We start from the raw sequence: 13,798 nt of genomic DNA on the forward strand, positions 1-13,798 counted from the left end.
ATTTTTTAATAATAGATTTTAATTATAAATTGTAAAATGTACATTGTACATTTTACATTTAGGGAGGCTTGTTAAATGTCAACTATAGTTGTAGTAGGGACTCAATGGGGAGACGAAGGAAAAGGTAAAATAACTGATATGATTGGTAAAGAGGCTGACTTAGTAGTTCGTTATCAAGGTGGTAATAATGCTGGTCATACTGTAGTAGTAGGTGATAAAGAATATAAGCTACATCTAATTCCTTCTGGGATTCTTTATGATGATACTAAATGTGTAATAGGTAATGGTGTAGTTGTAGATCCTAAAGTATTAATTGAAGAGCTAGACTATTTGGCTAAAAAGGAAGTAGAGGTTAATAATTTATATATTAGTTCTAAAGCTCATATAATTATGCCATATCACAGAGTATTGGATAAGGCAGAAGAGATGAGAAAGGGCAATAGTAAGATTGGAACTACTGGTAAAGGAATTGGGCCAGTATATATGGATAAGATTGGAAGAATGGGTATTAGAATGGAAGATCTATTAGATACTGATATCTTTAGAACAAAGGTTGAAGAAGCTGTTGAGCTAAAGAACTTAATCTTAGATAAGGTATATGGATTAGATACCTTTGATGCTGGTAAGATAGTTGAAGAATACTTAACTTATGCTGAAAGGATTAAAGATTATATTACCGATACTTCATTATTGATTAATCAAGAGATTGAGAAGGGTAATAACATCTTATTTGAAGGTGCTCAAGGAACTCTTTTAGATATTGATCATGGTACTTATCCATTCGTAACATCATCTAACCCAACAACTGGTGGGGTTTGTAGTGGTACAGGTGTGGGACCTACTAAGATAAATGAAGTATTGGGGATAGTTAAGGCTTATACTACCCGTGTAGGTGAAGGACCATTTCCTGCTGAATTAACAGGTGAGATGGGTGAATATCTAAGAAAGGTAGGTCATGAATTTGGTACAACTACTGGACGAGCTCGTCGTTGTGGCTGGTTTGATGCTGTAATTGTAAAATATGCTGCTCGAATTAATGGGTTGACTAGTTTAGCAATTACTAAGTTAGATGTACTAGATGAATTAGCGGAGATTGAAATCTGTACTGGTTATGATTATCAAGGTGAGATCATTACAGAATTCCCAACTAAAGAGGAAATATTAAAAGAATGTAAACCGGTATATGAGACCTTACCTGGATGGCAGTCTAAAACAAGTGATATTGAAGCTTATGATAAATTACCTGAGAATGCTAAGAAGTATTTAGAACGCATCTCTGAATTAACAGGAGTTAAAATATCCATTATATCACTAGGACCAAAAAGAAAACAAACAATTGTATTAGATAACTTATTAGACTAAGAATAATTATTAAATAAAATAAGGCTTTAATTATTTGATATTTATTGATAGATTGGATATAATAAAAGTATAAAAGAATATAAAAGATTATACAACTGGCGGAAAGCATGGAATTAACCATGGGGGAGTATAATCTATTTAAAAATCGCCCGCCTGGATAATGAATTATTAATCATTATTCAGGCGGGCTTATTTTTTGTTAAAATTTATTCAAATTGAACCTTGATAAATAAATAACATAAAAAATGTTGTTGAAATTGTTATTTGAGTTTGAATTGTGTGAAAATTTTATGTTTTCACTAAAAAACTAATTTAATTGACTATAAAAATAGCTTATGTTATTATTTAAACAAGATATATAGTTATTATCACTGCAAATAAATGATAATTTTTTAACAATATAATATTAAATGATAAGTGTGACATAATTCACATCTTATTTATGGAAAGTATGGTAATATAAATTATAATAGTTTTGATAAAGAGATTCATTATTAATGATTCTGGAATTGATTGAAATTAGAATCATTATATGTTATAATCTGTTCATAACGATAATTATTATCATTTAATTATATAAGAATATAGGATGAGGGGGATTACAATGGCTAACTTTAAGAGTGGTAAATGGGAACAAGAGATTGATGTTAGGGATTTTGTCCAAAAGAATTATACTCCTTATGAAGGTGATGACTCTTTTTTAGCAGGGCCTACTGAAAGAACTACAAAGATTTGGGAAAAATGTTCTGAATTAATCTGGAAAGAGATTGAAAATGGTGGAGTTTTAGATGTTGATGTTGATACAGTAGCTGATATAAATGCTTACGATGCAGGATATATAGATAAAGATCTAGAGAAGATTGTTGGATTGCAGACTGATGCACCTTTAAAGAGAACTTTAAATGTTTATGGTGGAATCAGAATGGCCAATCAAGCTGCTGAAGCTTATGGGTATAGCGTAAATGATAAGATTAAGGAGATTTTTACTACCTATAGAAAGACTCATAATGACGGTGTATTTGATGTATATACTCCTGAATTAAGAGAGATTCGCCGTTCTGGTGTAATTACTGGTTTACCAGATGCTTATGGGCGTGGAAGAATTATCGGTGATTATAGAAGGGTAGCTTTATATGGAATAGATAAATTAATTGAAGCTAAACAAGAGGATAAAGCTCACTTAACTGGACCAATGACTGAGGAGGTTATTCGTCTAAGAGAAGAGATATCTGATCAAATTAGAGCTTTAAAGAAATTAAAAGGATTAGGAGAGACTTATGGATTAGACTTAGGTCGTCCAGCGGAGAATGCTTATGAAGCAATTCAATGGACTTATATGGGATACTTAGCAGCTATCCAAGAGAATAACGGTGCTGCAATGTCCTTAGGTAGAGTTTCTGAATTCTTTGATATCTATATTGAAAATGATATTGCAGAAGGTAAATTAACAGAAGAAGAAGCTCAAGAGTTAGTTGATGACTTTGTAGTTAAATTAAGATTAGCTCGTCAATTAAGAACACCATCTTATAATGATTTATTCAGTGGAGATCCACTTTGGGTAACTCTAGTAGTTGGTGGAATGGGTATTGATGGTCGTCCATTAGTAAGTAAAACAAGCTTTAGAATTTTAAATACATTATACAACTTAGGACCAGCTCCAGAACCAAACTTAACAGTTTTATGGTCTGAAAGACTGCCAGTAGGATTTAAGAATTTCTGCGCTAAAGTTTCTAAAGATACAAGCTCTGTTCAATACGAAAATGATTGTATTATGAGACCTAACTTTGGTGATGACTACGGTATTGCATGTTGTGTATCTGCTATGGATTCTGGTAAAGAGATTCAATACTTTGGAGCTAGATGTAACTTACCTAAAACATTACTTTATGCATTAAATGGTGGACGTGATGAGAAGACTGGTGTACAGGTAGGACCAGAGTTTACTCCTTATACTGGAGAAGTTCTAGAATTTAATAAAGTAATGGATCAATTTGATAGATTCCTAGACTGGTTGACTGAGCAGTATGTAGATGCATTAAATATCATTCACTATATGCATGATAAGTATGCTTATGAAGCTGTACAGATGGCACTACATGATAGTGAAGTAGGAAGAATTATGGGATTTGGTGTAGCAGGATTATCAATTATTGCTGACTCCTTAAGTGCTATTAAATATGCTAAAGTTAAACCTATTAAAAATGAAGAAGGAATTATTGTTGACTTTGAAATCGAAGGTGATTTTCCTAAATATGGTAACGATGATGACCGTGTAGATAGTTTAGCTGTAGATGTTGTTAAGAGATTTATGACTAAGTTACAAAAGCATAAGCTATATAGAAATGCTAAACATTCAATGTCTGTATTAACAATTACATCTAATGTAGTCTATGGTAAGAAGACAGGTTCTACTCCTGATGGACGTAAAGCTGGAGAGCCATTTGCTCCAGGTGCGAACCCAATGCATGGACGTGATACTTCTGGTGCAGTTGCATCTTTGAACTCTGTAGCTAAGATACCATATGATTATTGTCAAGATGGTATCTCAAATACTTTCTCTATCGTTCCTAAGGCATTAGGATCTGATGAAGAAGAACAGATTAATAACTTAGTATCTATCTTAGATGGATACTTTGATCAAGATGCTCATCACTTAAACGTTAATGTACTACAACGTGAGACATTATTAGATGCGGTAGAGCATCCAGAGAAGTACCCACAATTAACTATTAGAGTTTCTGGATATGCAGTAAACTTTATTAGATTAACTCCAGAACAACAACAGGAAGTAATCGCAAGAACTTTCCATAAGAGTATGTAATTGAATAGATTTGATTAAAGAATTAGGGGATGAATTATTCATCTCCTAATTTCTTTTATATGTATTTTGTTTTATTAATATTTTATCTAAGTTTTAGGAGATAGTAATATTATGGATAGTTTTATATTCCAAATTTAAAGGCGAAATAGAAAGTGGGGGATTATAATGGCAAAAGGTTGGATTCATTCAGTTGAAAGTTTAGGTACTCAAGATGGACCTGGAATTAGGTATGTTGTCTTTACTCAAGGATGCCCTCTTAGATGTAAATATTGTCACAATCCAGATACTTGGTGTATGACTGATGGTCAAGAGATAGAGGTAGAGGAGTTAATGAGTAAGATATTAAGGTGTAAACCTTTTATTAGTAGGTCTAAGGGAGGGGTGACCATCTCAGGTGGTGAGCCCACTTTACAAATAGATTTTGTATTAGAACTATTAAAGAGATGTAAAGAAGAAGAACTTCACACTGCACTAGATACTTCTGGATATATAGATAAAGATAAATTTGAATCACTATTACCTTATATTGATTTAGTCTTATTAGATATTAAGCATATAGATGATATTGAACATCAAGAGTTGACAGGGGTTAGCAATCAAAAGATTTTAGAGATTTTGAATTTATTAGAAGAGAAAGGTAAAAGTTTTTGGGTTAGGCATGTAGTTGTACCTGGAATCAATGATAAGGTAGAGTATATAGAGAGGTTAACTGAATTATTAGCACCTTTAGATAATTTAGAGAAAGTTGAGTTAATAGCTTATCATGAATTAGGAGTTCATAAGTGGGAGACAATTGGGTTAGATTATCAGTTAAAAGACGTTAAACCTCCTAGTAAGGAGAAGATGGAAGAGTTCAAAGAGATATTTATTCAAAAAGGAATCAATACTGTAATTAAATAGATCTATTTTTATTAGTCAGGCAGCTTATTTAGCTGCCTGACTCTTTTTTGTTATTGGTTACTCATTACTATCTTATCTATCTTGAATATTAAATTGGCATTAGTATTATACTAAAAGAAAATAGTTGATTAGGAGTGGCAAGAATGAAGGTTAAAAGAGTTTTATTATGTCTAATTATAAGCTTAGTTCTCATTCAATTGGTTGGATGTAGTGGAAAGCAAGAAGAAAAGCAAGAAAGTAAAGTTAATGAAAATTATCCTCCAAACTCTTTGATAGATATTAGTATGAGTGTTGAAAAGATTATAACTAAATTAGAAAAAGATTATGAGAAGGTACAAGAAGAGAAGAAGAAAGCAGAGAATAAAAGTTCTGAAAATGATAAATCTACTAAGAAGCAAGAATCTAATAACAATGAAAAGAAGATGAAGAAATTAGAGGATGCTTTAACGAAAAGTTGGAAGAAAGTTAATGAAGAAGTTAAAAGTTTACACCAAAGTTGGAATAGTTATGAAAGTAAAGAGATGATAGATAAGCAGAAGATAAACTCTATAGAAAAAGAATTGAATGATCTAACAGAGATATCCAATGATGAAAAATTACTTGCTACTTTATTGAAGATAAATCAATTTAATCTAGAGATAGCTGATTTATATAGTAATTATAATTCAAAAATAAAAACTCTATTAAAGAAAGTAGAAGCATATACAAGGGATATAATGTATCTTAGTTTTCTAATAGATACTAAAGAGAATACCTCTAAACAAGTAGAAGATATAGATAAAATTAAAGAGATATTACCACAGATAGAGTTTAACTTTGAAAATGATAAGAAGATGAAGAATAAAGTTAAGGAACTGAATAAAGCAGTAGAGGATTTAGAACAAGCAGTTAAAAAACAAATAAAAGAGGTTATTAAGGTTAAGGGAGAGTTGATTTTAAAGAAGGTAAAAGAATTAGAAGAATCTAAATAATATTAAAGGTAGACCAAATGGTCTACCTTTAATATTATTTATTGTATTATGCTCAATACTAAACTACATCATATATTAATTAAGTTATAAATAAATTAAAAGTAAATAACTATAAATTCATATTATAAATAGTGAATTTTTATCCTCTTTATATAATATAAATCAAAGTAGAATAAAATTAAGTCTGTTTAATAGTTATGCCATTTTTTAAGACTGAAGATTAGGAGGGGAATATGGAATATATCTCTAAAGTACTAGAGAAAGTAATAGAAAGAAATCCAAATGAACCAGAATTTCATCAAGCTGTAAAAGAGGTTTTAGAATCTTTAGAGGTAGTTTTGAAGAAGCACCCTGCATATAAAGAAGCTGGTATTTTAGAGAGGATTGTTGAGCCAGAAAGGCAGATTATATTTAGAGTACCGTGGGTAGATGATAGTGGGAATGTACAGGTTAACTGTGGCTTTAGGATTGAATTTAATAGTGCTATTGGACCCTATAAAGGTGGGTTAAGGTTTCATCCATCAGTATATACTGGGATTATTAAGTTCTTAGGGTTTGAACAAATCTTTAAAAATGCCTTAACTGGTCGTCCAATTGGTGGGGGAAAAGGTAGTAGTGACTTTGACCCTAAAGGTAAATCTGATGGTGAAGTTATGAGATTCTGTCAAAGCTTTATGACAGAGCTTTATCGCTATATTGGACCAAGTACTGATGTCCCTGCTGGAGATATTGGTGTTGGTGGTCGTGAAATTGGCTATATGTTTGGATAATATAAGAGAATTAAGAATTCTTTTGATGCAGGGGTTTTGACAGGAAAAGGTTTAAACTGGGGAGGAAGTCTTGGTAGAATAGAAGCTACTGGATATTGATTGGTTTATATAGTAGAAGAGATGCTAAGAGATAAAGGGGAGACTTTTGAAGGTAAGACAGTTGTAGTCTCTGGTTCTGGTAATGTAGCCATTTATGCAATTGAAAAGGTACAGCAATTAGGTGGAAAGGTAGTAGCTGTTAGTGATTCTGGTGGATATATATATGATCCAGAAGGGATTAAACTTGATACAGTCAAAAGGATTAAACTTGATACAGTCAAAAGGATTAAACTTGATACAGTCAAAAGGATTAAAGAGGTAGAAAGCGGTAGGATTAAAGAATATGTTAAAGAGTATCCTGCGGCTGAATTTGTTGCAGATAGTTCTGCAATCTGAACAATAGATTGTGATATTGCATTACCATGTGCTACTCAAAATGAATTAGATGAAAAAGCTGCTAAAGTACTTGTAGAGAATGGTATTATAGTTGTGGGTGAAGGTGCTAATATGCCATGTAATCCAGAAGGTATTGAAATTTTCAAAACTAGTAAAGTAGGATTCATTCCAGCAAAAGCAGCTAATGCTGGGGGTGTTGCTACTTCAGCTCTTGAAATGAGCCAAAATGCTATGTGGGATTCTTGAAGCTTTAAAGAAGTTGACAAACAATTAAAGAATATTATGATTAACATCTACAAAGTTGTAAGTGAAACTGCTAAAGAGTATGGTAGGGAAGGAGATTTAGTAGCAGGGGCTAATATTGCAGGTTTCTTAAAGGTTGCTAATTCTATGATGGATCAAGGGATTGTGTAGAAAATAATCAAAAATATTATTATAAAAGGACAGCTGATAATTCAGCTGTTCTTTTAATTTATTAGTTTACATAACTTACCTTATTTTAACTTTGGTTCAACTTAATAGTTGTCACTAATTATACGGTACTTTTTTAATGTGTTTACTATAAAGGGATTATACTAAAAAGGATATTTTTGTATTTAATAACTCACTGTTGATTTTCTAACATTTTTAAGTTTACGGTTAAATATAGTTTACATTAGTTTAAAAAATGGTTTAATTGATTTTGATACAAAATTTTGGTATTATATTTATATAATTTATTACATAAAAAAACATTTTTAATTAATACATAGATTAATTTGATATTTTGTGAAATAAAAGAAGGTGAAATTATTATAAGTGTATAAGTATATTATGTGTTAAACTTTTTATTAAATATATTTCTTAATAAAAATTATAAAAAGGAGGGAAGATTAAGTTTAATCTGTGTGAGAAATAAAATTATTAATTAGGAGGAAAAAGATGAATAGAAAACAAATTATACTATTAGGTTATGTATTATTATTATTATTGGTTATGGGGTGTCAAAGTGCAACAATTAATACTTATTCTGATCCATCATTTAATAAAAATAAAATTACTAAGGTAGCTGTTTTTCCAATCAGAAATACTAGATTAGCTCCAAGTGAAAGTATGCAGATAAATAGAAAAATAATGCAAGGGATTAATTCCAAGAACCCTTCAATTGAAATAGTTAGTGCCCAAAAAGCTCTTGAAATTTTAAACCAACAAAAGTTAGCAGATGATTGGGCAGATTTCTTAGAAGATTATAGTATAAGTGGATTTCCTAATGGTGAAATTTTGTTTAGAATAGGTGATGCACTGGGAGTAGATGCAATAATTCAAGGTGAAATTGTTAACATGTACCAAGTAGATGGTAGATGGGGTAATAACAGCGGAGAAACACGAGTTACTGTTAGATATACGATGCTAGGGGTTGATTCTGGGAAGACACTTTGGGAAGCATCAAGTGATGGGATAAAAACAACAGCAACTACTTTAGGAAAAGCACCCGCTCTTATTGAAGCAATTAATTTAGCTCAAGATAAAATTATACAAAATTTACCGTTTTAAGGAGTGTTGAATTTGAAGCTCCCATCTTTTCTATTGGCTATTAGAAGAAATAAGATTAGTTCTTATTTTATAGTTAGTTTAATTTGTATTGTCATATCTTTGATTGTTCTAGTTTCGAGTTTAACTAGATATATTTCAGAATCAGAGCTTAGAGCATGGGGGAATCTTTTAGATAATTTTTCAATAATTCAACCAAAAGCAAATATATTATCGTCAAGTATATTAGATAAGTTAGAGAATTATAGTATCATTGAAAGGTATATACCTTTCAATGATACTATAATTAAAATGCCAGGTATTTTAAATTCTGAATATCGTCCTGTATTTGCTTTAAAAATAGAGGATATAGAAGATTTTATAAGTTTTTTTCATGCTGAATTATTAGAAGGAGAATTCCCAAAGAAAGGTTCAAGAGAAATTGCTTTAAGTAAAGATATAGTTGAAGCAAGAAATTTAAAAATTGGTGATTATATAGGTAAAGCTATTGATGAAGATGAATTTTTATGGGGAAGATTCAAAATAAGTGGAATTATTGATGGAAAAATTTCTGTAGGATTAATTTCTTTTGAGTATTGGCAAAGAAGAAGTCCTCAACCATTTTCCTATATTGCTTTTCCTGTTAAAGGAAAGCTAAAGGAAATGAACCGATATATTATTAATAAGAGCAATTTTAATATAAAGTTAGAGACGAAAACAAGTTTTATTAAGAGATATAGAGAAAAATATAGAAATTTAAATAAGTTAATCCTAATAATAATTGTTATATTGACTGTTTCTTTAATATTAATTATTATATTATTTGTATTTTTATTTTTAAAGAATAGAGCAAAAGAATTCGCGTTATTTTATTCTAAAGGGATAAAGTTAAGTAGAATAATTCTTTATACTATAAAAGAAATAAGTATGTTAATGATTATAGGGTGGTTATTAGGCGTTTGTTTCTCACAAATTATTTTATATTTAATTAAAATAGTTGTTTTCAAAAAAGGAGTTTTCTTAGCTTCTATTGGAAGTAGAGAATTTTTATTAACTTTACCTATAATATTTTCTTTAATAATAATCTCTATTTTAGTTATTGTAAAAAATCTAAATATAAATAATATACTGAAAGAAATAATAGGTGAATAAGATGAAAATAAAATTAGAGAATGTTAAATTTAAACGCGAGAAAAGAAATGCTGATGAAATTTTCCATAATATAAACTTAGATATTAATAGTAGCCCAAGATTAATATTTTTATTAGGCAATTCTGGTTCAGGAAAAAGTACTTTATTACACTTATTAAATGGTTTAATTTTTTGTACAAGTGGCAATATTCAAATAAATAACTTTAATTTGAGTAATGATTTAAATGAAAATGATCTTATAAGATATAGGTCTTCAGAGTGTTCTATATTATTTCAAAATTACCCTTTAGTTGATTGGATGACTTGTTTGGAGAATTTAAATTTAGAAAGTGAAAATATTGATTATATTAAATCTTTTTGTAGGTATTTGGGGATATGGGATTTAAGAAATAATTTTCCGAATGAATTATCTTTTGGACAAAGACAAAGATTTGCTATAGTGCAACTGTTATTATCAAAATGTAATATATTATTATTAGATGAACCTACTTCTGCACTAGATAGCGATAATAAAATTCAACTTATTAAATTAATAAAAGATTATACTGTTAAAGAAAATAAAGTGGTTTTTATTGCTACTCATGATAAAGATTTATGTGATTATGCAGATGAAATATATAAATTTGAAGATAAAACTTTGAAATTTATAGAAAATATTTAATTGTGGATTTATTATATTCTTATGAAAAGTTATATAGAGAATTAATACTATCTAAGCATAAGTAACAACAAATAAAGAGTTATCACTAAATTTAGTGATAACTCTTTATTTGTAAGGATATATTGATACATAAGTGAATTTTATTCTTATCTTCTCTTTAATTATTCGGATTTTTATTGACTAAGGCCTTTTAGTTTGTTATTATATGACTAGAATAGTCGAATATGCCTCATATAAATGTAAGAATAGGGCTTACAAGTATCTACCAGGTAGCCGTAAACTACCTGACTATGAGGGAAGTGTACCTAGGGTTCCGCACTAGGACAGTGTACAGGGTATAGTTAAGATATTAAAATCAATCTTTTAGAGATTCAATGATTTTGAACTTAACTGTAGATTGTAAATTATAAACTGTAAACTGTATTTGTGGCTGGTCCAAGCGGTACAGATGCTATAGTTATTACACCGAAGGGATAAAAGCCCAGGCGGGGAGGTTCTACTCTTAGTTAGTAGAGGTTCCCTGTCTGGGCTTTTTTATATGTAGAAGATGATAAAAGAATATAAATGTTTCACATGAAACTATAAATTTATATAAATATGGAGGGATTAGATGAAGATATTAGTTGTAGGTAATGGCGGTCGTGAACATGCTTTAGTTTGGAAGTTGAAACAGAGTGAAAGAGTAGAGAAGATATATGTAGCTCCAGGAAATGCTGGAACAGCAAATTTAGCTAAGAATATAGAGATAGAGGCAACTGATATTGATAAACTAATCAAGTTTTGTAAAGAAGAAAAGGTTGATTTGACAGTAGTAGGACCAGAAGCTCCTTTGGTAGCAGGAGTTGTTGATGCTTTTGAGGGAGAAGGATTAAAAGTATTTGGACCTAATCAAGCTGCTGCTCAATTAGAAGGTAGTAAAGTCTTTTCTAAAGATTTCATGAAAAGATATAATATCCCTACAGCAAAGTATGAAAGTTTTGCTGATGCAAAGAAAGCAATTGGTTATATTAAAAGAGAAGGAGCTCCTATTGTAGTTAAGGCTGAAGGGTTAGCAGCAGGTAAAGGGGTAATTGTTGCTCAAACTGTAGAAGAAGCTGTTGCAGCTGTAGAGGAGATTATGGTTAATGAAAAGTTTGGGAATGCGGGAGAGAGAATTGTAGTTGAAGAATTCTTAGAAGGAGAAGAAGCAACGGTGTTAGCTTTTACTGATGGACAAACTATCGTTCCAATGATTCCATCTCAAGATCATAAGCCTGCTTATGATGGAGATAAAGGCCCTAATACTGGTGGAATGGGTGCATATGCTCCAGCACCTATAGCTACAGAAGAGCTAATGGCAAAGGTTTATGAAGAGATTCTAGTACCAACTATTGAAGGTTTGAAGAAGGAAGGAATTATTTTTAAAGGAGTTCTCTATAGTGGATTGATGATTGTAGATGGAGAAGCTAAGGTTATAGAGTATAATGTTCGTTTTGGTGATCCAGAGGCAGAGGTAGTATTACCTTTATTAAAGAATGATTTAGTAGATATTATAGAAGCAATAATCGAAGATAGATTGGAAGCTGTTGATATTGAGTGGTTAAATCAGACAAGTGTATGTGTAATTATGGCTTCTGGTGGGTATCCAGTTGCCTATGAAAAAGGAAAAGAGATTAGTGGTATAGAGGAAGCTGAAGCTGAAGATATTATAGTCTTTCAAGCAGGGACAGACTTTAAAGATGATAAGCTAGTAACGGCAGGCGGACGGGTATTAGGAGTAACTGCCTTAGGTAATGGATACCAAGCCACTATTGATAGAGCTTATGAAGGGGTTAAGAAGATAGATTTTGCTGATGCCCATTATAGAAAGGATATTGGAGCTAAAGCAGTTAAATAATGGTGACGGGTAAAGAGTAAAAAGGGACGAGTTACTAATAATGACTATTATTAAGTCTTTTACTCGGCACCCGTTACCTGTCACTTGTTACTATATATAAAGTGAGGTGTTAAAGTGTTTAAAGATCCAACTAAGCAGAAGATAGGGATTATTGGCGGTGGACAATTGGGGAAGATGATGATTTTAGAAGCCAAGAAGATGAACTTTTATATTATAATTTTAGATCCTACACCTAACTGTCCTGCTCATAGTATAGCTGATGAACATATCGTTGCTGATTTTGATGATGAACAGGCTATTAGAGAGCTGGCTGATAAATCTGATGTTATAACTTATGAATTTGAACATATTGGTGTAGATGTGTTAAAGAAGCTTGAAGAAGAGGGCTACAGAATATACCCTACGGTTAAAAGTTTGGAGATAATTCAGAACAAATATCAGCAGAAAAAAGTATTGTTATCAAATAATATACCAGTTCCAGATTTTATATCTGTTTCAAGTATAGAGGATATTGGAAATGCAGGAGAGAAATTTGCTTATCCGATGATGCTAAAGAGTTGTACCGGTGGCTATGATGGTAAGGGTAATTCAATAATTAAGAATCAAGATATGATAGAGCATGCTTATCAAAGCCTAGGAGCAGGAAGCTTACCATTAATGATAGAACGCTTTGTACCCTTTACTAAAGAGATTTCTATTTTGGCTTGTCGAGGAATTAATGGAGAGATTGCTGTTTATCCTGTTGCTGAGAATGATCACCAAGATAGTATTTTAATTGAAACAAGAGTACCAGCAGAGATTTCAGATGTTCTTAAAGAAGATGCTATTAGCTTAGCCCATCAAGTAATGGAAGTCTTTGAAGGTGTAGGTATCTTCTGTATTGAGATGTTTGTGACAGAAGATGAAGAGTTATTGATCAATGAGATAGCACCAAGACCTCATAACTCTGGACATTATACTATTGAAGGGGCTGTTACTTCCCAATTTGAGCAACATATCAGAGCAATTACTGGTTTACCTCTTGGAGAAACAACTTTATTAAGACCAGCAGTAATGAGAAATATTTTAGGAGAAGGACAGCAAGGAAAAGCTATTGTAGAGGGAATGATAGAGGCTTCTAGAGAATCTGCTCTTAAATTTCATATTTACGGTAAAGAGATATCTAAGCCTAAAAGGAAGATGGGGCATTTTACAGTTACAGGTGATAGTTTAGAAGAAGCAGTAAAAAAGGCAGAAGAAGCAAGTAAGTTAATTAAGATTGTTGGAAGTAGTGACTAGTAATGGCTAAAAAGGCCGAGTTCAGACTCGACCTTTTGTAAGGACTAAATCTATTAAGATTGA

Annotated in this window: 9 protein-coding genes, 1 pseudogene and 2 riboswitches; all 10 genes and pseudogenes read left to right on the forward strand. The window is 31.2% G+C overall.

The features are described from left to right. The first annotated feature begins 75 nt into the window (after positions 1 to 75). The 10 genes and pseudogenes from U472_RS00910 to U472_RS00955 all read left to right on the forward strand — a co-directional run bounded on the left by U472_RS00910 (position 76) and on the right by U472_RS00955 (position 13,735). Entirely contained in the window at positions 76 to 1,362 is a 1,287-nt protein-coding gene (locus U472_RS00910; protein ID WP_068714583.1) for an adenylosuccinate synthase, read from the forward strand. A gap of 81 nt (positions 1,363 to 1,443) precedes the next feature. Then, positions 1,444 to 1,528, forward strand: a riboswitch (ZMP/ZTP riboswitch). Between the two features lie 438 nt (positions 1,529 to 1,966). Further along, a complete protein-coding gene (gene pflB, locus U472_RS00915; RefSeq protein ID WP_141677912.1) occupies positions 1,967 to 4,183 on the forward strand; it encodes a formate C-acetyltransferase in 2,217 nt (738 codons plus the stop codon). A gap of 165 nt (positions 4,184 to 4,348) precedes the next feature. Further along, complete coding sequence (gene pflA, locus U472_RS00920) at positions 4,349 to 5,083, forward strand: pyruvate formate-lyase-activating protein (RefSeq protein ID WP_068714588.1); 735 nt, start codon at positions 4,349 to 4,351, stop codon at positions 5,081 to 5,083. A 143-nt stretch (positions 5,084 to 5,226) separates the two neighbouring features. Continuing rightward, positions 5,227 to 6,054 (forward strand): hypothetical protein, encoded by an 828-nt coding sequence (locus tag U472_RS00925; RefSeq protein WP_068714590.1) that lies wholly within the window; start codon positions 5,227 to 5,229, stop codon positions 6,052 to 6,054. Between the two features lie 233 nt (positions 6,055 to 6,287). Then, positions 6,288 to 7,673 (forward strand): annotated as a pseudogene (gene gdhA / locus U472_RS00930) (NADP-specific glutamate dehydrogenase). Between the two features lie 507 nt (positions 7,674 to 8,180). Continuing rightward, positions 8,181 to 8,792, forward strand: a complete 612-nt coding sequence (locus U472_RS00935) for a hypothetical protein (RefSeq protein ID WP_068714592.1) — start codon at positions 8,181 to 8,183, stop codon at positions 8,790 to 8,792. Positions 8,793 to 8,825: 33 nt separating this feature from the next. Continuing rightward, the gene (locus U472_RS00940) at positions 8,826 to 9,920 is read left to right on the forward strand and encodes an ABC transporter permease family protein (RefSeq protein ID WP_141677913.1); all 1,095 of its coding nucleotides are present in this window, start codon (positions 8,826 to 8,828) and stop codon (positions 9,918 to 9,920) included. Between the two features lies 1 nt (position 9,921). Next, positions 9,922 to 10,581, forward strand: coding sequence for an ATP-binding cassette domain-containing protein (locus tag U472_RS00945; protein WP_068714596.1), 660 nt, complete (start codon positions 9,922 to 9,924; stop codon positions 10,579 to 10,581). Positions 10,582 to 10,790: 209 nt separating this feature from the next. Further along, positions 10,791 to 10,892, forward strand: a riboswitch (purine riboswitch). A 299-nt stretch (positions 10,893 to 11,191) separates the two neighbouring features. Next, entirely contained in the window at positions 11,192 to 12,457 is a 1,266-nt protein-coding gene (gene purD / locus U472_RS00950) for a phosphoribosylamine--glycine ligase (RefSeq protein WP_068714597.1), read from the forward strand. A gap of 114 nt (positions 12,458 to 12,571) precedes the next feature. Continuing rightward, positions 12,572 to 13,735 (forward strand): 5-(carboxyamino)imidazole ribonucleotide synthase, encoded by a 1,164-nt coding sequence (locus tag U472_RS00955; RefSeq protein ID WP_068714600.1) that lies wholly within the window; start codon positions 12,572 to 12,574, stop codon positions 13,733 to 13,735. Positions 13,736 to 13,798 lie beyond the last annotated feature (63 nt).

Origin of the sequence: Orenia metallireducens, from assembly GCF_001693735.1 — a bacterium.
GTDB lineage: Bacteria > Bacillota > Halanaerobiia > Halobacteroidales > Halobacteroidaceae > Orenia > Orenia metallireducens.

Excerpts from the sequence above, each read along its gene's own strand:
- U472_RS00935 (WP_068714592.1), top strand. The coding sequence starts at position 8,181 with ATGAATAGAAAACAAATTATACTATTAGGTTATGTATTATTATTATTA.
- pflA (WP_068714588.1), top strand. The coding sequence starts at position 4,349 with ATGGCAAAAGGTTGGATTCATTCAGTTGAAAGTTTAGGTACTCAAGAT.
- U472_RS00910 (WP_068714583.1), top strand. The coding sequence starts at position 76 with ATGTCAACTATAGTTGTAGTAGGGACTCAATGGGGAGACGAAGGAAAA.
- purD (WP_068714597.1), top strand. The coding sequence starts at position 11,192 with ATGAAGATATTAGTTGTAGGTAATGGCGGTCGTGAACATGCTTTAGTT.
- pflB (WP_141677912.1), top strand. The coding sequence starts at position 1,967 with ATGGCTAACTTTAAGAGTGGTAAATGGGAACAAGAGATTGATGTTAGG.
- U472_RS00945 (WP_068714596.1), top strand. The coding sequence starts at position 9,922 with ATGAAAATAAAATTAGAGAATGTTAAATTTAAACGCGAGAAAAGAAAT.
- U472_RS00925 (WP_068714590.1), top strand. The coding sequence starts at position 5,227 with ATGAAGGTTAAAAGAGTTTTATTATGTCTAATTATAAGCTTAGTTCTC.